The 20789-nt window shown below is 62.1% G+C and carries 14 protein-coding genes; 7 read left to right on the forward strand and 7 right to left on the reverse strand.

Going from position 1 to position 20789, the window contains the following annotated elements; genetic code table 11:
• The first annotated feature begins 145 nt into the window (after positions 1–145).
• Positions 146–877: an acid phosphatase gene (locus tag ACYQ0G_RS07930; protein WP_460101436.1), complete on the forward strand. Its 732-nt coding sequence runs from the start codon at positions 146–148 to the stop codon at positions 875–877.
• A 114-nt stretch (positions 878–991) separates the two neighbouring features.
• Complete coding sequence (locus tag ACYQ0G_RS07935; RefSeq protein WP_460101437.1) at positions 992–3772, forward strand: TonB-dependent receptor; 2781 nt, start codon at positions 992–994, stop codon at positions 3770–3772.
• Positions 3773–3886: 114 nt separating this feature from the next.
• On the opposite strand, the gene ACYQ0G_RS07940 is transcribed toward ACYQ0G_RS07935, so the two are convergent.
• The 3 genes from ACYQ0G_RS07940 to ACYQ0G_RS07950 are packed head-to-tail and all read right to left on the reverse strand — an operon-like array spanning position 3887 to position 6515.
• Positions 3887–4675, reverse strand: a complete 789-nt coding sequence (locus tag ACYQ0G_RS07940; RefSeq protein WP_460101439.1) for an SDR family NAD(P)-dependent oxidoreductase — start codon at positions 4673–4675, stop codon at positions 3887–3889.
• Complete coding sequence (locus tag ACYQ0G_RS07945; RefSeq protein WP_460101441.1) at positions 4672–5865, reverse strand: zinc-dependent alcohol dehydrogenase; 1194 nt, start codon at positions 5863–5865, stop codon at positions 4672–4674. The genes ACYQ0G_RS07940 and ACYQ0G_RS07945 overlap by 4 nt, the downstream gene beginning before the upstream one ends.
• Complete coding sequence (locus ACYQ0G_RS07950) at positions 5862–6515, reverse strand: SRPBCC family protein (protein WP_460101443.1); 654 nt, start codon at positions 6513–6515, stop codon at positions 5862–5864. Before ACYQ0G_RS07950 ends, ACYQ0G_RS07945 begins: the two co-directional genes overlap by 4 nt.
• A gap of 334 nt (positions 6516–6849) precedes the next feature.
• Here ACYQ0G_RS07950 and ACYQ0G_RS07955 point away from each other — a divergent pair, with 334 nt between their 5' ends.
• The 5 genes from ACYQ0G_RS07955 to ACYQ0G_RS07975 all read left to right on the forward strand — a co-directional run bounded on the left by ACYQ0G_RS07955 (position 6850) and on the right by ACYQ0G_RS07975 (position 14397).
• A complete protein-coding gene (locus ACYQ0G_RS07955) occupies positions 6850–7050 on the forward strand; it encodes a hypothetical protein (RefSeq protein WP_460101445.1) in 201 nt (66 codons plus the stop codon).
• 140 nt (positions 7051–7190) lie between these two features.
• Entirely contained in the window at positions 7191–7772 is a 582-nt protein-coding gene (locus tag ACYQ0G_RS07960) for an RNA polymerase sigma factor (protein ID WP_460101447.1), read from the forward strand.
• Positions 7773–7810: 38 nt separating this feature from the next.
• Positions 7811–8743: a FecR family protein gene (locus tag ACYQ0G_RS07965; RefSeq protein ID WP_460101449.1), complete on the forward strand. Its 933-nt coding sequence runs from the start codon at positions 7811–7813 to the stop codon at positions 8741–8743.
• Positions 8744–8745: 2 nt separating this feature from the next.
• Positions 8746–11118: a TonB-dependent receptor gene (locus tag ACYQ0G_RS07970; protein ID WP_460101451.1), complete on the forward strand. Its 2373-nt coding sequence runs from the start codon at positions 8746–8748 to the stop codon at positions 11116–11118.
• A gap of 84 nt (positions 11119–11202) precedes the next feature.
• Entirely contained in the window at positions 11203–14397 is a 3195-nt protein-coding gene (locus tag ACYQ0G_RS07975; protein WP_460101453.1) for an autotransporter outer membrane beta-barrel domain-containing protein, read from the forward strand.
• 134 nt (positions 14398–14531) lie between these two features.
• On the opposite strand, the gene ACYQ0G_RS07980 is transcribed toward ACYQ0G_RS07975, so the two are convergent.
• From ACYQ0G_RS07980 to mtnP, 4 genes are all read right to left on the reverse strand, one after another.
• The gene (locus ACYQ0G_RS07980; protein ID WP_460101455.1) at positions 14532–15059 is read right to left on the reverse strand and encodes a hypothetical protein; all 528 of its coding nucleotides are present in this window, start codon (positions 15057–15059) and stop codon (positions 14532–14534) included.
• A 46-nt stretch (positions 15060–15105) separates the two neighbouring features.
• On the reverse strand, positions 15106–18246 hold the full coding sequence (putA, locus tag ACYQ0G_RS07985; RefSeq protein WP_460101457.1) for a bifunctional proline dehydrogenase/L-glutamate gamma-semialdehyde dehydrogenase PutA: 3141 nt from the start codon (positions 18244–18246) through the stop codon (positions 15106–15108).
• Positions 18247–18335: 89 nt separating this feature from the next.
• Positions 18336–19823: a glycerol-3-phosphate dehydrogenase gene (gene glpD / locus ACYQ0G_RS07990; protein ID WP_460101459.1), complete on the reverse strand. Its 1488-nt coding sequence runs from the start codon at positions 19821–19823 to the stop codon at positions 18336–18338.
• A complete protein-coding gene (gene mtnP, locus ACYQ0G_RS07995; RefSeq protein ID WP_460101461.1) occupies positions 19820–20692 on the reverse strand; it encodes an S-methyl-5'-thioadenosine phosphorylase in 873 nt (290 codons plus the stop codon). Before mtnP ends, glpD begins: the two co-directional genes overlap by 4 nt.
• Positions 20693–20789: the final 97 nt, after the last annotated feature.

Consider the following 20789-nt stretch of genomic DNA (forward strand, 5'->3'; position numbering starts at 1 on the left):
GACCTTATTGCCCCGGGAATAATTGGGCTTTCTCTTCATCTGACCTTTCTTTGTCTTATTGTCACCGAACCGACTATTCTCCGTCATGCTGGGGTAACTAGCTCGCATCATAGGCCGCCCGACTGATTGAGATCGTCGGAGGGTAATGATGAAACGGATGCTGCTGGCGATCCTGCTGGCCATGGGGGTAGCTATCCCCGCGGGTTCGATGACCGAGGCGCAAGGTTACCTTGCGCCCGAAGACCGGCCGGACCTGGTGCGCGTCCTGCCGCCCCCGCCGGAACCGGGTTCGCCGCGGGCGGCGGCTGATCAGGCGATCTATCGCGCCAGCCGCGAGATGAAGGGTACGCCGCGCTGGGATCTCGCCACAAGCGATGTGCGGGGCGGGATGCTCGATCATTTTTCCTGCGCCCTGGGCGCGAAGCTGGAAGAAGATGATGTCCCGGCGCTCAGCCGTTTGCTCGACCGCGCTGGCAACGATCGCCGCGTGGTGGGCGAAGCCAAGCAGCACTACCAGACAGCGCGGCCCTGGCTCGATAACGATCTGCCAATCTGCGAAGCCCGGACGGCGCATCTGGCCGGGAACGGCGATTACCCTTCCGGCCATGCCGCCCACGGGCAACATGTCGCGATGATCCTTGCTGCGCTGGCACCGGACCGCGTCACCCAATTGCTCGCCCGCGGGCGCGAATTCGGGGAAAGCCGCTGGGTTTGCGGATCCCACAGTCAGAGCGCTGCCGAAGCCGGAACGCTGGCGGGCGCCGTCATCTTTGCAGCGGAAATGAATTCCGAAGAATTTCGACAGGACCTGGAAGTCGCCCGCAAGGAACTCGCCACGGCGCGCTCCACCGCTCCGGCGCCTGACAACTGCACCTAATCCAACAACAGATCACCGCCGCACCCAAGCAGGGCGAGCGGGACGAAAACACGTTCGGGAGGGGACGCGGGCGGCGCGGGGCGCTGTCCGTCTCACCATGAAGGGATCGTTTACATGAAAAGAAATTCCAGCGTTACGGGACGCAAGACCATTCTCCTCGCCAGTGCGGCAGCCGCGGCGTTTCTGGCCGCACCTGCCGCCGCGCAGACCGGGCAGGAAGACGCCGATCAGACGGCTTCGGAGGAAGCAGCCGACGGGGACGTCATCGTCGTCAGCGGGTACCGCCAGTCGCTCGAGCGCGCGATCGATATCAAGCGCGACACCATCGGCTTTTCCGATTCCATCGTAGCCACCGACATTGCCGACTTCCCCGAACAGAATCTCTCGGAAGCGCTGCAGCGCGTGCCAGGCGTCACGATCGAACGCGACAAGGGCCTGGGAACGCGCGTGAATGTCCGCGGCCTTCCCACCGAATTCACCCATGTCCAGATCAACGATCTCGCCACCGCATCGGGATCGGGCGGGCGCGATGTCGAATTCGATATCTTCGCCTCCGAACTCGTCCAGACCGTTACCGTCTACAAATCGCCCACTGCAGCTCAGGAGGAAGGCGGAATTGCCGGGATCGTCGATATCCGCACCGCCCGCCCCTTCGATTTTTCGGGCTCGCGCATAGTCGGCTCGGTCGAAGGCGCCTACAATTCCATCTCCGAGGAAATCGACCCGCAGGCCTCGCTGCTCGTCAGTCAGACCTGGGGGCCGTTCGGTGTGCTGCTGTCGGCTGCTTACGGTAAGCGGACCAACCGCACCGATTCAAATTCCGGCATCAACTTCCGGCCGATCTCGCGCTGGACCGATCGCGGAAACGCCCAGACGGATCAGGCGATCGAGGTTCTGGAGCGCGACGCGGGCATCATTCTCGACCCGGCAGACGATGACCAGACCAGCCGCGTTGTCTTCCTCGACAAGGTGGGCGACCGCATTTACCTCAACGATCAGGAACGGCTCGGCTTTTCAGGTTCGCTCCAATACAAGCCCAGTGACGATCTGAGCGTGACCTTCGACGCCTTTCTCGGGTCCTACGATTCGACCGAGGACGAATACGACGCCGCTGCCTATTCCGCATCGAGCAGATCGACGCTCGACGTAATCCACGATTACGACGAAACCACGCTGGCCGATTACGGCATCGTGGTTTTGCGCGACGTTTCCTACACCGCGACCCAGCACGAGTTCCTGAGCAAGGAGCGAGTCAACGAAACGAATTATCGCCAGTTCGGAGGCGAGTTGAACTGGTCTCCGGGCAATTGGTCGATCGACATGCTGGGCGGCTATTCCGGCGCGGACAAGTCGAGCGACTATGCCAATCTCAAGCATGTGGCTTATGCGCCCTCACGCACCCGCTACACCGAGACCGGCGGCGAAACGATACCGAGCGATGACCCGGCATCCTTCGACATGTACAATTCGCCCGCATCCTACCTCTTCGAAGCGTATGAAACGACCTATGAAGAGATCGAGGACGATAAATATGCCGCGCAGATCGACATCGGTCGCAGTTTCGACCGCGGTAGCCTGCTTGGCCTGAGCGCCGTCCACATCGGTGCGCGCTATACGGACAAGACGAAGGAAAGAAACTACGGCGAGGAGAAGATCCAGGGCCCCACGCGCGGCGACAGTTCCTATGTCGACGATCGCACCCTTGCCGATAGCGATCTTGCCGATGTCATCGATATCGTCGGCGGCAAGGACTATCAGGCGCGCGACCTGACGTGGCAGCAGGTTTCCAACGATTATGCACGCCAGTTCTTCCGGCCCGACGGCTTCCTTTCCCCCTTCGACGATGGGCAATTCTACCGGGTGAAGGAAAAGACCTGGGCCGCCTACGCGATGGCGGATTTCGATTTCGACATCGGCTCGGTACCAGTGCTCATCAATGCGGGCGCGCGGTATATCAAGACCGATATCCGGTCCTCCGGCTTCTTCCAGATCCAGAACTCCGACGGCACGACCGGCTATACGGACGAGCCGGTCTCCAGCGACGGGGATTACGACAAGCTACTGCCCGCCGTGAACGCCACCATAGAATTGACCGATGGCCTGATCCTGCGCGGTGCGGCTTCTCAGACGCTCATCCGGCCTGCTCTTACCGATCTGGCCTACAAGCGCACCGCCAGCTTCAACGATTTCCGTTTCACCGACGGCAATCCCGATCTCCAGCCGACCTATGCCGATCAGTGGGAAGCCGGCGCGGAATATTATTTCGGCTCCGGCGGCCTTCTGGCTGCGTCCTATTTCTGGAAGAATATCGAGGGCGTGGTCCAGAACGAACTGACCGGCGTTGTCCGCGACGTGACCAAGTATAATGCCAACGGTACTATCGACGGCGTCTATGATTTCGACGTCTACCAACCCGTGAATGCCGAAGGTTCATATGATGTCAGCGGTGTGGAACTGGTAGCGGTCCTGCCCTTCGGCATGTTCACCCGTACGCTCGAAGGTTTCGGCGTGAACGCCAATGTGACCTTCCTCGACAGCTCGCTTACCGGGGAATCGGAAATCGACGTACCGACCTCTCCGGTCGGGCTGGCCGACAGCGTCTACAATGTCACCGGCTTTTACGACAATGGTCCGCTGCAGGTGAGGGTGAGCTACAATCGCAAAGGCGCATATGTCGAGCGGATCGAACGCAACATGTATCCCGTCTATCGGGATGCCTATGGCCAGTTCGATTTTTCCGCGAGCTACCAGATGACGCCGAGCCTGCGTGTCGAGCTGCAGGCGATCAATTTCACCGACGAACCGACCACCGGTTACACGATCGATCCATCCTTCCCGACGACTTACGAATTTTCGGGAAGCAGGGTCAGCCTGGGCGTTCGCGCCCAGTTCTGATTTCTATTTAACAACACCGGCCCGGGCCTATCGTCTTGCGAAAGACGGTCTGCCCGGGCCGGCTGTTTGGGCGATCGAGCCAAGCTGCCTGCGACTTGCGCCCTTTCGCCGATCTCAGGGCTTGGCCAGATGGCGATGCATTTCCGCTATCAATTCGTCGGGTAGAAGCCCGGCGAAGAGATCCTGCACCTTGTTCAGCAGCCCACTGACCCGTTGCGTATCGCCTTTCAGCAGAGCGTCGTAGCCATCGCGGGCGACCTTTTCGGGATCCGCCTTGTTCTTCATCTCGCCAGCTCGCGTATCTTCCATGCCAGCACGCTTGAAGAACTGCGTATCGGTGACGCCCGGCATCAGGCAGGAAATAACGACATTGGTGGTTTTTAGCTCGTTGGCCAGGCCGACGCAGAAGTCGTTCACGAACGCCTTGGTGGAATTGTAGACCAGCTGATAGGCCCCCGGCATGTCGCCGGCGATGGATCCCGTCATCAGGATCCGCCCTTGGTCCTTCAGAACCATGTCCCCACCGATCTTGTGAACCAGCGATATGGCACCTTTGACATTGGTGTCGATCACATGGGCGATATCGCTCCACTTCTGGACGAGGAAGGCTTCGCCCAGACCGTGGCCGGCATTGGCGATGAGCGTATCGACTTTCCGATCGCCTATGGCCTCCATCACGCTCTCGATGCCCTTTTCGGTGCCCAGATCCGCTTCGAGTGTTTCGACACCGATCGCCCCGCAATCGTCGCACGCCTTCTTCGCGGCCGAGAGATCGCGATCGGCGACGAGAAGAAGGTCGCAGCCGTCTGCAGCGGCCAGCTTGGCGAGTTCGAAGCCGATACCGCTGGATGCGCCGGTAACGACGCAGAAACCGGTCAGTTTATCGATAGGGTTCTTGCTCATGCGATCTTCTCCTTCTCCATTCCAGGTTTGAGGACCACCTTGGTCCAGCTGTCCTGTTCCTCCCGAAAGCACTTGTAGCCATGGGCGGCGTCTTCCAGCGGCAATCGATGTGAGATCAGGAACGTCGTATCGAGCGTGCCGTCCTCGATCTTTTCGAGGAGGTCTTTCGTGTAACGCTGGACGTGGGTCTGGCCCGAACGAACCTGGAGGCCTTTTTCCATCAGGGCACCCAGCGGAAACTTGTCCGTCATGCCCCCATACACGCCGGGTATCGATACCCGGCCGCCCGGCCTCACCGCCAGGATGGCCTGTTTCAACGCGCTTGCCCGGTCGGCTCCGATACCGATCTTCTGCTTTGCGATATCGATCATGTTATCGATCGCAAATCCGTGGGATTCCATGCCCACCGCATCGATCACTGCATCGCAGCCGATACCGCCCGACATTTCCATCAGCGCTTCGCGCACATCGGTTTTGCGGAAGTCGATCACCTCCGCCCCCAATTGCTTGGCCAGTTCGAGCCGGTGAGGATAGTGATCGATCGCGATTACCTTGCTCGCCCCCATGACGATGGCCGACTGGATCGCGAATAGGCCGACCGGCCCGCAGCCCCATACGGCAACGGTATCATCAGGCTGTATTTCGGCATTCTCCGCACCCATCCAGCCGGTTGGCAGAATGTCGGACAGGAACAGGACCTTCTCGTCTTCCAGATGATCGGGAATAACGATTGGCCCGACATCGGAAAACGGAACGCGCACGTACTCCGCCTGACCGCCGGAATAGCCGCCGGTCAGGTGGGAATATCCGAACAGCGCCGCCATCGGATGGCCGTAAAGCGTGGCCGACATGTCCTGCTTTTCGACCGGATTGGAGTTTTCGCAGGCCGAATACTGGCTGATCTGGCAATGGAAACAACCGCCACAGCTGATCGTAAAGGGGACGACGACGCGCTGGCCTTTCTTCAGGGTGCTGTCCGCACCGGTTTCCACGACTTCGCCCATGAATTCGTGCCCCAGAACATCGCCTGGAAGCACGCCGGGAATAACTCCGTCGTAGAGATGAAGATCGCTACCGCAGATCGCAGTCGAGGTGACCTTGAGTATTGCATCGCGCGGATTGATAATCTCGGGATCATCAACCGTGTCGACGCGAACGTCGTGTGTGCCGTGCCAGGTTAGCGCTCTCATTGCTCTGACTCCTCGAGTTGCCGGATGTTTTGGGCGGCCTCTTTCGTATGCGCAGAGGTTGCGATCTCGCCGGTTTCCATCAGCATCTTCAGACGCTTCAGGTCATGGCGCGCCTGCACCCCGGGTTCCTTGCGAAGCAGTTTGGCGATTGCGCGTCCCACCTCGCCTGCGGGCGGATCGTAAAACATGACGAGCGACACGCGCGTTCCGCGTTCACCCGGAGCATCCGTGAAGGTGACCTCGCCGTTCGTTTCGATGTCGGACCCTTCGACCGAGCGCCAGGCGATCATCTCGTTCTCGACATCCTTCAGGATCTCGGTTTTGATTTCCGCGGTTTGCCCAAGGGGCGCTCCGATCGTCCAGATCAGCTCACCGTTGCTCTCGCGGATGGATTGCACATTAGGCATGAACTGCGGCAGATTATTGAAATCGCGCCAGAACTTGTACACCTCCGCGCGGGGCTTGCGGATCGTGACCGTTGTCCCGACGATAGGATTGTCAGTCCCGGGCCGCTTGCGCGTATAGAGAGGGGCATCATCGCTGCCGCCTTTGTGCCGGTGGGACAGGAAAGCGGCGAATGCGGCGCCTCCCGCGGCCAGTGCCAGCCCTGCGACCGATCCAGCGATACCAATATTCTTTCTCGTATCCATGCTCGGGTTCCTTCCGTCAGTCCCGCCTCACGCTGTCTCCGGTAAGAGATGGATAAAACGTCACGAGCGCTTTTCTCAGAGGCATACCCTAACGAACGGCCTTCCCCATGAAGGTTCCCGAACCCAACAAAAGTTGGGCCCCAAATTCTCCGGAATGTTGAGGCCCCGCACGAATAATGGTGGGATTATTTGGTCCGGGTGATCCTGGAAACTATTCCAAGCGCCGCCAATGCTGCGGGCAGTCACTCTGATCATTCTCCAAAGTCCGTCCGCTCCAAAAGCCATTTCTTGGTATGGACTTGCGATTTTCGGCCAATTTTTGTAATTTGGTGCGATGGCTGAGGAAACGCGCGCCCTTCACCACAAACTGCAAAATGCAGAGCAGGAGAAGCTTGCTCTGAAGAGCCTGGTTGAGCGGGCCGCAGACGAGATCGATCAACTGGCCGAAGCCGATTGTTCCAAAGAGGCTATTGAAAACGCCAGAGAGCAGGCAATGCGGTTGAGAAAGGTCGCAAAGACCGACTCTTCTGAATGATCCTTTTTTGAAGCTTCCAACCTATCTTTACATAAATGGTAGCGCGAGATGGCTGACCAGTTCGGGCGCCCCCATTACTAATTAGCGGCCGCATTGTCCTTTGTCCGATAAAAGACTAATTGGCGCGCGTATTTGAGTTAATGGCCATTCAACTCTCAGCGCGCGCTTGCTTGGGCAATCAGGATGAAAAGCCGGCAGTAATGCAGGAACCGGACGAAGGATTACAGGCGGTATTTCTTGCCAATCGTCAGGCCTTGCTGCGCTTTCTTGAAGCGCGCGGGGCCCAGGGCGAGGCGGAGGACGTGCTGCATGAAGTCTGGCTCAAGCTGGAACGCAGCGCTCCGGGGCCGGTGGCATCGCCCATGTCCTATCTCTTTCGCATTGCCAACACGGTGATGATCGACCGCTTCCGCTCTGCCCGGCAGGCGCAATTGCGCGATGCGGCATGGTCGGACGCGAATGGCGTGCCCGAGGGCGGCGTGTCGGACGCCCCCTCGGCAGAACGGCTGGTGGCCGGGCGGCAGATGGCAGAGCAGGTCGATGCCGCGCTGGCACGCCTGCCTGGCCGGGCGCGGGACATCTTTCACCGCAGCCGGATCGGGGGCCAGCCGCAGCGCGAAATTGCGCGGGAAATGGGGATCAGCGTCAGCACGGTGGAAAGCGATCTGCGCAAGGTGTACCTCGCGCTCGCCGAGCTCAGGGAGCGCTTCGATGAGGAATGATCGCGAGGACTCCGTCCTAGGGACAGGAGCGATTTTGCATGGCGCATGATTCAACAATACTTGCCGAGGCGGCAGACTGGGCAGTCCGGACGGCGGAACCCGACTTCGAGGAGTGGGACGCCTTCACGGACTGGCTCGAACAGTCGCCCGCGCATAATGCGGCCTATGACCATGTGGTCATGGAGGCGGAAGCGGGCAGCGATATCCTGCGCGCGGCCCCGGCCAATGACGCCGACGATACTGGCGCTCTGGCCAGCGGCGGACAGCGCAATTACCGCTGGATCGGTGCCGGGCTTGCCGCCTGCGTGGCGCTGCTGTGCGCGCTGTGGCTGTGGCAGCCGGGTGCGGGCGAACGTCTGTACCAGACCGCGCCGGGCGAAACGCAGCTGGTGGAGCTGGCCGATGGCAGCTCGATCCTGCTGGGCGGCGACAGCGTTCTGACGCTCGAAAACGACAAGACCCGCTATGCCCGGCTCGACCAGGGCCGCGCGCTGTTCCGGATCGAACATGACGACCGCGCGCCCTTCCACCTCGATGTCGGCGCCTCGGAGCTGGTCGATGCCGGCACGATATTCGACGTGGCGATCCGCTCTGCCGAAATCCGAGTGGGCGTGTCGGAAGGCGCGGTGATCTACAATCCCGAGCAGCAGAACCGGCTGGTCAATCCCGGCCAGTTCCTGACCATTGCGCGCGCAGACGGCTCTTACCGCATCGGCCAGTTGCCCGCCGATCAGGTGGGCGAATGGGGCGATGGCCGCCTGACCTTCCGCGACGCCTCACTGGAAGATGTCGCGACCGAGATTTCGGCGGCAACCGGGCTGGATTACCGCGTGTCGCCCGGCAGCGGCAATCGCCCGGTCTCAGGCAGCGTCCTCCTCGACCCGCTGGAGGAAGACCCGGCCATGCTCGGCGAATTGCTAGGCATCGAGGTTTCCCCTGAAGGCTCCAGCTGGATACTCCAGGCCGAGTGACCATGCGTAGCGGCCCTGTCTTCGCGTTTGCCATGGTCGCGGCGCTGGCCACGCCAGCCACAGCGCAGGATATGGCCATCGACGCGCCGGCAGGATCGGTGGCGGATGCCGCAATTGCCATTGCCCGGCAGACCGGCACCAGCATCATGGTGCCCGACAAGGGTATTTCCCGTCGCAAGGCCCCGCGTATCCGCGGGCGCATGACCACCCGCGAAGCGGTACAGCGCCTTGCCCGCAGCGTGAATGCACGCGCCGTGCCGCTGAGGGGCGGCGCATGGCGGATCGAACCGGCACCACGCCAGCTCGCCCGCAAACCCGCCCCAAAGGCAAGGTCGAGGTCGGCACGCCAAGCGACAGTCGCCCCGCCACCGCCGCCGATACCCATGCCCGAAATCGTAGTGATTGCGAGCAAGCGCGACACGAAGCTGCAGGATCTGCCCGCGCAGGCATCCATCCTCAATGGCGAGGAGCTGGAGCTGGGCGGCGTGGGCGGCACCGAACGCATCACGCAGCGCATCGCGACGGTGGCCTCCACCTATCTTGGCAGCGGGCGCAACAAGCTGTTCATCCGCGGCATTGCCGATTCCAGCTTCACCGGCCCGACCCAGGCGACCGTGGGCCAGTATCTCGGCGATTTGCGGCTCAGCTATAATGCGCCCGATCCCGATCTTCGCCTGTCCGATCTCGAACGTGTCGAAGTGCTCGAAGGGCCGCAGGGCACGCTTTATGGCGCAGGATCGCTGGGCGGGATCATCCGCATGGTGCCCAATTCGCCGGACCTCGATTACGCATCCTTGCGCGGCACGCTTGGCGGCGGGCTGACCGAAGGCGGCACGGGCAGCGCTGACATCAGCGTCACCGCGAATATTCCGCTGGTCTCCGACAGGGCCGCCATCAGGGTGGTGACCGATGCGGCGACCGAGGGCGGGTATATCGACAAGCCGATGCTCGGCCGGGAAAACGTCAACCGCACCGATATTCTTGCCGGACGGGCGATGGCGCGGGTTGAGCTTGCCCCGCACTGGACCGTGGACGCGATCGGACTTGCGCAATCGACCCGTGCCGACGACAGTCAGTATACCGCCCGCAACGGCCCGCCCTATGAAAGCATGGCGCAGGTGGAGGAAGGCTTCTCCGCCGACTACCGGCACGCCCAGCTCGTCGTCGCCGGGAAGATCGGTACGATCCATATGCGGTCGACCACCGGCATCGTCAGCCAGGATCTGGAAGAGCGGTACGACGCGACCGTGCCCGGTGAGGAAGAGCGGGTTTTCACCCAGCGCAATCATACCGAAATGCTCGCGCATGAAACCCGCCTATGGCGCCCGCTTGAGGATGAAAAGCCGCTGGGCTGGCTGGCTGGGGTTAGCCTGATCGACAATGAGACGCAGCTCAGCCGCTCGGTCGAACATGCGATCCTGCGGTCCGCCACGCCCGGCGTCGTGAACACCGTGACCGAAGCGACCGCCTATGGTGAAGCCTCGTTGCGGCTGCGGCAGGGCCTGATCGCCTCGGTCGGGGCACGCTATACGACGGCGCGGCTTGGCGGCGGGGCGGAAGACGTGCCTGTCGCGCTGATGATCGCGCGCGCGGAAGTCACCGAAAGCAGGACGCAATCGGCCTTCCTGCCTTCCGTGTCGCTGGTCGCGCACCCCGGCCCGTCGACCACGCTTTATGCCCGCTATCAGGAAGGCTTTCGCCCCGGCGGGCTGGCCATCGAGAAGGAATTCGTCCGTCGGTTCGAACAGGATCACGCTCGCGCGATCGAATTCGGCCTGCGCAAGGGGCGGCCGGGTCGCGATCCCTTCGATCTGGCGGTGAACCTGTCCTACACGCGCTGGCAGGACATCCAGGCCGATTTCATCGACGACTTCGGCTTGCCCAGCACTGCCAATATCGGCGATGGCCGGGTGTGGAGCATCAGCGCCACTGGCGGCGCGCGCCTTGCGCCGGGCCTGCGGATCACCGGCGGACTGACGGTGAACGAAAGCCATATCGACGAACCGCAAGTGCTGGCCGCGTCTAATGTCAGCCATGTGCCGAACATTGCGCGCGTTTCGGGCCGGGCCGGGATCGATTATTCGCGCCCTGTTGGCCGTAATCTCGATCTCGATGCGCGGCTGTGGGCCAGCTATATCGGCAAGTCCCGGCTAGGCATGGGGCCCGAACTGGGCGATCTGCAGGGCGATTATCTCGATAGCGGGGCCACGGTGCGGGTGGGCAATTCGCGCGTGGGCGCGACGCTGTCGGTCACCAATCTGGCCGATACCGTCGGCAACCGTTTTGCCTTGGGCACGCCCTTTGCCGTCATGCGCGAACAGGTGACGCCGCTGCGGCCCCGCTCGGTCCGGCTGGGTGTCGATTTTTCGTTCTAACCGGCGGCAATAAAAAAACACGCATTTGGTCCAAGGTATCGCGCGACCGTCTCCGTCCTCCCACTGACACAGACGGAGGACTTCATGTATCGTACCCTTCTTGCCGGCAGCGCGCTTGTCGCTCTGGCTACCCCGCTTGCCGCCCAGACCGTGGTCGAGGCGAAGCGGACGCAGCCGATCCGCACTTCGGAGCTGAAGAACGGCGCGGGCGATTCAGTGAAGGTCACCAAGGACGGGTCGATCGAACTGACGTCCGGTTCGGCCATCACCGTGGATTCCGACCATACTGCCACCAATGAAGGCAAGTTGATCGTCAGCAATGCTGACGGCGCGAGCGGCATCGAAGTCACTGGCGACCGGCAGGGCAATATCGTCAATTCCGGCACCATCACCGTCGATGAAACCTACACCGCGACCGATGCCGACAAGGATGGCGATATCGATGGCCCCTTTGCCGTGGGTACGGATCGCGCGGGCATCAGGGTGCGCGGCAATCTGACCGGCGATATCCGGCACTCGGGCACGATCACGGTCGAAGGCAACCAGTCGGCAGGCATTTCGGTGGCCGGAACGCTGGACGGCGACTTAGTGCATGACGGCAAGACCGGCGTACTGGGAGATGGCAGCACGGGCGTGCTGGTCCATGACGTCACCGGTAATGTACGGCTGGCGGGCACAGTCACTGCTATCGGCGAAGGCGCAACGGCGGCGCATTTCGCTGGCGATATCGACGGCGCCCTTGTGGTGCAGGGCGAAATCGGCAGCGCCGGTTACCGTTACACCGCCGCGCCCAGCGATGCATCCAAGCTGGATGCGGACGATCTGCTGCAGGGCGGTAGCGCCGTGGTGGTGGAAGGCGATGTGGCCAAGGGCATCATCTTCGCCGTCGCGCCCAAGGATGCCGACAAGGACAATGCCGACGAAGACAAGGACGGGATCGAGGATGCCAAAGAAGGCAGTGCCAAGATCGTATCCTATGGCGCGGCGCCTGCCGTAGTCATCGGGGCCGCCGATCGCGACATTGCGGTAGGCCCGGTGGCAGCGACCGGCACGGGCTTTGGCCTGATCGTGGACGGCGCGATAGCGGGTCAGGGCGTTTACGCCGGGATCGACGGCAATGGCATGGTCATCGGCGGCCGCGGCGGCGCGGTCTCGATCGCCAATGGCATGGGCGTTACCGGCAGCATTGCGGCGTCATCGAAGGATGCAGACGCCACTGCCCTGCGGTTCGGCGCAGACGCTTCGACCGGCGAATTGCGCAATGGGGGCAGCATCACTGCAGTGGGCGGCAAAGCCAGCGGCGCCGAAACGACCGCAATCGCAATCGACAGCGGCGCGGACCTCCCCCTCATCCGCAACAGCGGCACCATCAAGGCGACTGCGGGCGGCAAGGATGGCACGGCCATTGCTATCATCGACCGCAGCGGCACGCTGACCTCGATCGAGAACAGCGGCCAGATCGTGTCCAGCGGCCCCGAAGCCGGGTCCGGTCGCAAGATCGCGATCGATCTGACCAGCGTGACCTCGGGAGCAACCGTCTCGCAGACCGCGGTGGGCTCCGGCGTGACCGCGCCCCTCATCGATGGCGATATCCGCTTCGGCAGCGGTGACGATGCGCTGAAGATTGCCGATGGCAAAGTGACGGGCGACGTGACTTTCGGCACCGGCACCGACCAGCTCACGCTTTCAGGCGACGGCCAGTATTCGGGCAAGGTCAGCCAAGTCGATGCAATCGCACTTTCGAACACCTCCGCCTTTGCGGGCCAAGCCGATTTCGGCGGCGTGGCAGGATCACTGACGCTTTCGGACAAATCGGTATTCAGCGGCACTTTGCTGCAGGGCCAGAATGTTGCCGTGGCAGTCAATGGCGGCACGCTGGACCTCGCTTCACCGACGTCGATCGCCTCGCTCGATGTGGGCGCTTCGGGCACCATCGTCGCCACGCTAAGCAAGGATGCGAGCGCAGGCAGCGCACTGACCGTGGGCGGCAATGCCAGCTTCGCCGATGGCGCCAAGCTGAAGCTGCGCCTCACCGATATTGACGAGGCCGAAGGCACTTACACCGTCATCCGTGCGGGCAGCCTGACCGGTGCAGGCGATCTCGACACCGACAGCACGCTGGTCCCCTTTATCTTCAAGGCAGCGCTGGCTGTCGATCAGGCGGCGGGCGAAGTGAATGTCGACATCGCGCGCAAGGACACCAAGGATCTCGGCCTCAACCGAGCCGAAGCCGGCACTTATGACGCGCTGTACCAGGCGCTGTCCGACGATGATGACATCGCGGGCGTGTTCCTCGGCATCACCGATGCGAACCTCTTCGCGGCCACGGTGGCGCAGACCCTGCCCGACCACGCGGGCGGCGCCTTCGAAGGGATCAGCCTGGGCATGCGGACTTTCGCACGCTCGCTGGCGGCGCCGAGCGGGCCGATCGAACAGACCGGCAAGCTGCGAGTGATCCTCGATGCCGCCGGGTGGGATTCCACCAAGGGCAAGGACCAGTCGGCGACCTACGATCTCGACGGGCTCGGCTTTTCGGGCGGTCTGGAAATGGTTACCGGCCTCGGCAAGATCGGCGCGACCGCCAGCTGGCTGTGGAACGAGCATGAAACCGGAGTCGAGAATTCGATCATCTCGAACACCTATGAAGCGGCGCTGTTCTGGCGCGGTAACTGGGGTGCATTCTCGGCCTTCGCGCGCGGTTCCTACGGCTTCAGCGATTTCGAAGGATCGCGGTACTTCGTTGGCATGAATGGCGAAGAGAAGATCGAACGCCGGATCGAGCGCGATTGGGCTGGCAACACCACCTCCTTCATCGCAGGCGGCTCGATGGAAGGCGGCTGGCAATATTTCTTCATCCGGCCATCGGTCACGGTCGATTACGTGCGGCTGAGCGAAGACGGCTATGTAGAAACCGGCGGCGGCAAAGCGCTGGACCTGGTGATCGAGGATCGCACCAGTGATGAACTTGGCCTCAACCTCGCCACCGCGGTCGGTTTCGACCTGCTGGGCATGAGCAGCGGCGACGGCACGTGGTTCCGCATGGAAGCCGAAGGCGGCTGGCGCGAAATCCTCGACGGCGCGCTCGGCACAACCACTGCACGCTTTGGCGAGGGTGAATCCTTCACCCTGCTGCCCGACGAGCGCGAAAGCGGGTGGTTTGCCCGCCTGCGCGGCCAGGGCGGCGACGAATATTACACGGTGACCGGCGAACTGTCGGCCGAACAGCGTAACGACAAAGTCGGTTATGCGCTGCGCACCGTAATCAACTTCGCTTTGTAAGAAGCGTCGCGAACGGGTCCGGCGAATTCGATCTCCCTGCCCCAACCCCAACGGGTTTGTCGGACTCCAGACCCGGGCGCCTCACGGCGTCCGGGTCGCCTTTTTTCGGGCTAGCGGAAAATCCCTGCCGCCAATCAGTCGATCTGCGACGCGCCCAGCCTGGGATTGAGCGTGGAGATATGGTTCAGCCAGCTCTTGGGCTGGCGCAGCAGCTTCTTGGGGTAATCGACTTTCAGCCCCATGATCCGCCCGATCTCACCCACGAAATGGATGCAGTTGCGGGTGTCGAGATCGTAATATTTGCCTGGTGCGTTGCGCCAGTCTTCGACCAGCTGCCGCACCTGGCGATACTGCGCATCGGTCATCGTAAGGGTGAAATGGCGATTGGTCTTGGTCAGCCATTTGTCCTTCTCGGTCATCACGATATGTTCGACCGGCCCGGCCAGAACGGCTGGCCCCGCGCGTTTGGCGGAAAAGCCGAAATTCTCTTTCACCGGCGTTCCGTCCTCCAGCCTCCCTTCCATCGACACGAATGTGTGCGGATAGCGACCCGCGAAGATCGATCCGTTAAAGGAATGGAAGGTGATGTCGACTGCCGCCGCCGCCATGGATGCCCATGCAAAAGCGAACAGTACGGCGAGATGTCTGATGATGCGAACCATGGCGCGCCTTTTACACTGGCGCGCCATGAATTCGCAATGACTGGCCTCAGCCGCTGGCCAGCAGCGTGGCGTTGCCGCCTGCTGCAGTGGTGTCGATGCAGACCACGCGCTCGGTCGCGAAACGCTGGACATAGTGCGGTCCGCCTGCCTTCGGGCCAGTACCCGACAGGCCCTCGCCGCCGAATGGCTGGCTTTCCACGACCGCGCCGATCTGGTTGCGATTGACGTAGAAATTGCCGACCTTCGCCCGCGATTCGATATAGGCCCGCATGTCATCGTTGCGGCTGTGCAGGCCAAGCGTCAGGCCGTAACCGGTCGCGTTGATGTCATCCATGACCTTGCCGATTTCGGACGCCTTGTACTTCACGACATGGAGGATTGGGCCGAAATTCTCGCGCTTCAGGTCGAGGATCGAGCTGATCTCGATGATCGTCGGCGCAACATAGCAGCCAGCCCCGGCGCCGCGATGCAGACGGCGGCGCCACACCTGCGAACCGCCGGTTTGGCGGCGAGCGATATGGCGTTCCAGCGCAGCCTTGGCATCGGGATCGATGACCGGGCCGACATCGGTGGCGAGATTTTCCGGATTGCCGATCGTCAGCGCCTTGAAGGCGCCTCGGATCATGGTCATCATTTCGTCATAGACGTCTTCCTGGATGTGGAGGACGCGCAGGGCCGAACAACGCTGACCGGCGCTCTGGAAAGCGCTGGCGACAACATCGCGGGTTACCTGTTCAGGCAGTGCGGTCGAATCGACGATCATCGAGTTCTGGCCACCCGTTTCGGCGATCAGCGTGGCGATCGGCCCGTCGCGCGAAGCAAGGCTGCGGTTGATGGCCTGCGCCGTTTGCGTCGAACCAGTGAAGGACACACCCGCGATCCGCGGATCGGAAGTAATGAACTCGCCCACATCGCCGGCGCCCGGCAATAGCTGGAACACTTCTTCCGGAATGCCCGCCTGATGGCACAACTCGACGGCAAGAGCAGCGACCAGCGGGGTCTGTTCAGCAGGCTTGGCGACCACGGTATTGCCTGCGGCCATTGCGGCAGCAGGGGTGCCGATGAAAATCGCCAGCGGGAAGTTCCACGGCGAAATGCAGGCAAAGACACCGCGGCCGTTAAGCGTGAGGCGGTTCTCTTCGCCTGTAGGCCCGGGCAGCGCAATCGGCCGGTCGAACAGCCGCCGCGCCTCGGTGGCATAATAACGCAGGAAGTCGACGGCTTCGCGCAGTTCCAGCACGGCATCCTGCAAGGTCTTGCCCGCCTCGCGCTGGCAGAGCGAAAGGAAGTCGTCCGTATGTTCTTCGAACAGATCGGCGGCAGCTTCGAGCAAAGTCGCCCGCTTGTCACCGCCCAGCGCGTTCCAACCCGGCTGGATCGCCTGCGCGCGCGTGATGGCTTCCTCGACTTCGAAATCGAGCGCATCGCGGCGCGTGCCGACCTGTGCCGACAGATCATGCGGTTTGTTGATCGGTGCCACTTCACCGTCGGCACCGGACATGAAGGTCGGCTCGGCACGCCACTGCTTGGAATCGAGCTTCTCCAGCCGCTCCATCAGTGGTTCGCGCACCAGCGGATCGCTGAGGTCGATCCCGGCCGAATTGCGGCGGTTCGGGAAGATGTCGGAAGGAAGCGGGATCGCCGGATTGCGGTAAGGCTTGAGCGCCTTCATGTCGGCAATCGGGCAGGTGGTCAGCTCTTCCACCGGGACATCCGCATCGGCCATGCGGTTAACGAAGCTCGAGTTCGCACCGTTTTCCAGCAGGCGGCGCACCAGATAGGCCAGCAGGTCCTTATGCGTGCCGGTCGGCGCATAGATGCGCACATTGGTCCGCGCATTGCCTTCGATCTGGGCCAGAGTTCCGTAGATATCCTCGCCCATGCCGTGCAGGCGCTGGAACTCGAATTCCTTGCTGCCCGCAACCGCCTTGATTGCACCAATCGTATAGGCGTTGTGCGTGGCGAAAGCGGGATAGATCACATCGTCGCAGGCCAGCAGCTTTTCCGCGCAGGCCAGATAGCTGACATCGGTGCCCAGCTTGCGGGTGAAGACGGGGAAATCGTCGAACCCGCCAACCTGGCTGAGCTTGATTTCCGTGTCCCAGTAAGCGCCCTTGACCAGCCGCACGAAGAACTTGCGGTCATACTTGCGCGCCAGGCGAGCGGTCCACTCGCACATCGGTACGCCGCGCTTCTGATAGGCCTGGATGGCGAGGCCAAAACCTTCCCACTGACTGCCATCGGGGCGGGTAAACAGGCTGTCGTCGCGCGCCAAAGCCTCGATGATATCCATCGACAGTTCGAGCCGGTCGGCTTCTTCGGCATCGATGGTGAAGTGGATGTTCGCGTCGCGCGCCTTGGTCATCAAATGGCGGACGATGGGCAGCAGATCGCCGACGGCGAGATCTGCGTGAAGGAAAGAATAGCGCGGATGCAGGGCCGAAAGCTTGACCGAAATCCCGGGGCTGGTCGAAACCTTGCCCGTGCCTTCCCGCGCCAGCCGATCGATCGCGCGCTCATATGCCGCCGCGTAACGATCCGCATCTTCATAGGTCATCGCCGCTTCGCCCAGCATGTCGATGCTGTGCGTCAGCCCGCGCGCACGTTCCGGCGAAGCGCGTTTCATCGCTTCTTCGATGGTGCGGCCATAGACGAACTGCCCGCCAAGGATACGCATGGCCTGCAATGTCGCCTTGCGGATAACCGGTTCGCCGAGGCGATTGACGGCACGCTTGAGCGTGGAGCCCATGCCTTTGCGCGCTTCTTCGGGACGCTCAAGCACTTCGCCCGTCAGCATCAGCGAGAAGGTGGCGGCATTGACGAAGGTCGACGAACTTTCGCCCACATGATCGGACCAGTCGATGTCCCCGATCTTGTCCCGGATCAGCGCATCGGCAGTCGCCGCATCGGGCACCCGCAACAGTGCTTCGGCAAGGCACATCAGCGCCACGCCTTCTTCGGTGGCCAGCCCGTACTGGTGCAGGAACGCGTCGATCCCGCTCGCCTTGCGGCTTCTTGCGCCTTCGATCAGACGCCCGGCAAGCTCTGCCGCTTCGGCGTGTTTCGCCGCAGATGACGATGCCTGTTCCATCCGTCGGGCGACGCAGGCGTTTTCTTCCGCGCGATAGGCTTCGCGCACGGCCTGGCGAGAGATCGGGGAAAGACGGACAGGATCATTCAAAGCCATACGACTCCGGGGGAAACAGGGTTTACGAATGCTGGCCACTTGGACCTCATGCATGCCGCTTTCAAGCTCTGTGACGGTTGGCCCCGATGTCAGTTCCGTGTGGCGAACCAGCTGGCGAGCGCATCCTGTGCATCCTGTGCAAGATGCAGGCCCAGCTTGCTGCGGCGCCACAGCACGTCTTGCGGACATTGAGCAAACTCGTGGGCGATGAGGTATTCGACCTCCCTCTGGTAGAGGTCGCCGCCGAAGTGTAGGCCCAGATCACCCAGCGACCGTGCATTTCCGAGCAATATGTCGACCCTCGTGCCATAGGCGCGCGCCAGTCTCAGCAACATCTCGGGCGGCAGCCACGCATACCGTTCGCCGGCGTTCCACAGGAAGCGCGCGAAGTCCGCATCCTCAATGTCGCCGCCAGGTAGCGGTGCCGTGCCAGTCCATCGCCGCTCCGGAACCTCGATATATTTGGCCAACTTGGCGAGAGCATGCTCTGCGAGCTTGCGATAGGTGGTAATCTTGCCGCCATAGATAGAAAGGATCGGCGCACCTCCGTCCGCCTCGATCTCGAAGACGTAATCGCGCGTGACGGTCGAATTGCTGGCCGCCTTGTCCTCGTAAAGCGAACGGACACCGGCATAGGAGTGCACGATGTCCTCCTCGGTCACTCCGCTTCTGAAATAGCGGGTTACGGCCTCACGCAGGTAGGCCCGCTCTTCCGCACTGATACGGACCTCGTCGAGATCGCCCTCGTAGAGCAGATCGGTCGTGCCGATCAGCGTGTATTCGCGCTCGTAGGGAATGGCGAAGACGATACGGCCATCGTCCTGCTGGAAAATATAGGCCTGATCGCCGGGATAGGCCCTAGGCACGATGATGTGGCTTCCCTTGACCAGCCGCAGATGGGCGGGCGTACCCTGGCCAAGCGCCGATTTGGCTACACGGTCCACCCATGGCCCGGCAGCATTGATCACCGCTCGAGCCGCCAGTTCGCTCTCTCCATCGTCGCTCCGCAGCGTAGCCAGCCAACGGTCGGCATGGCGCACAAGGCCAACACATTCGGTACGGGTATGGATCCGCGCACCCCGCGCCTGCGCGTCCATCGCGCTAAGGACCACCAGCCTGCTGTCTTCCACCCAGCAATCGGAATATTCGAAGCCAGTCTTAAGGCGGTCCTGCAGGATCGAGCGATGCGGCGCGATGCCAAGGTCGACCTTGCGCGAACCGGGCAAAGTCTTGCGCCCGCCGAGCCGGTCATAAAGCGCCAGCCCGACGCGGAGCATCCATTTCGGGCGCATGCTCGCCTCGTGCGGCAGGACGAAACGCAGCGGCCAGATTATATGCGGCGCATTTGCCAGAAGCACCTCACGCTCGCGCAGGGATTCGGCGACCAGGCGGAATTCGTACTGTTCGAGATAGCGCAGACCGCCATGCACCAGCTTGGTGCTGGCAGAGGACGTATGCGATGCAAGATCGTCCTTCTCCACCAGCGCGACCTTCAGCCCCCGGCCAGCCGCATCGCGGGCGATCCCGACGCCGTTGATCCCGCCGCCGATGACCAGAAGATCGACCGTTGCTGTCATCCTTCGCGCAGCAACCGGCCGGCTACCGCGTCAAGCTTGGCCAGCAGGGTGCGATCCTGCTTTTCGGGCGCGGTAATTACGCTGTTATCGAGTGCGCGATCTATCGGCGAAGGCGTTCGCTTGCTGGGCAGGCTCTTGCAGAATTGCTCTACCGTGGCGACCGCGAGCTCAGCGTTCTTTCCCATCTGTTCGATGATAACGCCGACATCGACGGCTGCTTCTTCCTCGCGCCAGCTGTCCCAATCTGTGACCATTGCGAGCATGGCGTAGGGAAGCTCTGCCTCGCGGGCGAGCTTGGCTTCAGGCATCCCTGTCATGCCGATCACCTCGGCGCCCCAATGGCGATAGAGGCGGCTTTCAGCGCGAGTAGAGAACTGCGGCCCTTCCATCGCTAGGTATGTGGCACCCGAAGTGACTTCGCCGCCTGCCTGTTCCACAGCCTTTACGGCGTATTTGGAGAGGCGCTCGCACACGGGGTCGCCCATCGACACATGCGCCACGAAGCCGCTGCCGAAGAAGCTGGAGGGGCGGCCCTTGGTATCATCGATGAATTGGTCAACGCAGACGAACCGCCCGGGGGGCAAATCCTCGGACAGCGAGCCTACCGCACTGATGGCCAGGACATCGGTGCATCCAGCACGCTTCAGCGCATCGATATTGGCGCGCGCATCGACTTCTCCCGGAATGATCGGATGCCCCCTTCCATGGCGCGGGAGAAACCGCACCCTGACATGCCCGATCTTGCCGCACAGAATCTTGTCCGACGGCTTGCCCCAAGGCGAGGACACATCAATCCACTGACGATCTTCCAGGGCCTCCATCGCGTAGAGCCCGGAGCCTCCGATAATACCGATCGTCCATTCGCTCATATTCAAATCCTCTTCAGCGCCGCGCCACCTGCTTCCTGCAGTCGCCGACCTATATGCATTATCGGTTAACGCGATCCGGAGCGTTGGCGAAGGGGCA

The sequence above is a fragment of the Qipengyuania triglochinis genome (genome assembly GCF_054655615.1).

What these genes read in the sequence shown, in the direction of transcription:
- ACYQ0G_RS07975 (WP_460101453.1), top strand. Translation starts at nt 11,203, where the DNA reads ATGTATCGTACCCTTCTTGCCGGCAGCGCGCTTGTCGCTCTGGCTACC.
- ACYQ0G_RS07935 (WP_460101437.1), top strand. Translation starts at nt 992, where the DNA reads ATGAAAAGAAATTCCAGCGTTACGGGACGCAAGACCATTCTCCTCGCC.
- glpD (WP_460101459.1), bottom strand. Translation starts at nt 19,823, where the DNA reads ATGACAGCAACGGTCGATCTTCTGGTCATCGGCGGCGGGATCAACGGC.
- ACYQ0G_RS07945 (WP_460101441.1), bottom strand. Translation starts at nt 5,865, where the DNA reads ATGAGAGCGCTAACCTGGCACGGCACACACGACGTTCGCGTCGACACG.
- ACYQ0G_RS07950 (WP_460101443.1), bottom strand. Translation starts at nt 6,515, where the DNA reads ATGGATACGAGAAAGAATATTGGTATCGCTGGATCGGTCGCAGGGCTG.
- putA (WP_460101457.1), bottom strand. Translation starts at nt 18,246, where the DNA reads ATGGCTTTGAATGATCCTGTCCGTCTTTCCCCGATCTCTCGCCAGGCC.
- ACYQ0G_RS07965 (WP_460101449.1), top strand. Translation starts at nt 7,811, where the DNA reads ATGGCGCATGATTCAACAATACTTGCCGAGGCGGCAGACTGGGCAGTC.
- ACYQ0G_RS07930 (WP_460101436.1), top strand. Translation starts at nt 146, where the DNA reads ATGATGAAACGGATGCTGCTGGCGATCCTGCTGGCCATGGGGGTAGCT.
- ACYQ0G_RS07970 (WP_460101451.1), top strand. Translation starts at nt 8,746, where the DNA reads ATGCGTAGCGGCCCTGTCTTCGCGTTTGCCATGGTCGCGGCGCTGGCC.
- ACYQ0G_RS07980 (WP_460101455.1), bottom strand. Translation starts at nt 15,059, where the DNA reads ATGGTTCGCATCATCAGACATCTCGCCGTACTGTTCGCTTTTGCATGG.
- ACYQ0G_RS07940 (WP_460101439.1), bottom strand. Translation starts at nt 4,675, where the DNA reads ATGAGCAAGAACCCTATCGATAAACTGACCGGTTTCTGCGTCGTTACC.
- ACYQ0G_RS07955 (WP_460101445.1), top strand. Translation starts at nt 6,850, where the DNA reads ATGGCTGAGGAAACGCGCGCCCTTCACCACAAACTGCAAAATGCAGAG.
- mtnP (WP_460101461.1), bottom strand. Translation starts at nt 20,692, where the DNA reads ATGAGCGAATGGACGATCGGTATTATCGGAGGCTCCGGGCTCTACGCG.
- ACYQ0G_RS07960 (WP_460101447.1), top strand. Translation starts at nt 7,191, where the DNA reads ATGGCCATTCAACTCTCAGCGCGCGCTTGCTTGGGCAATCAGGATGAA.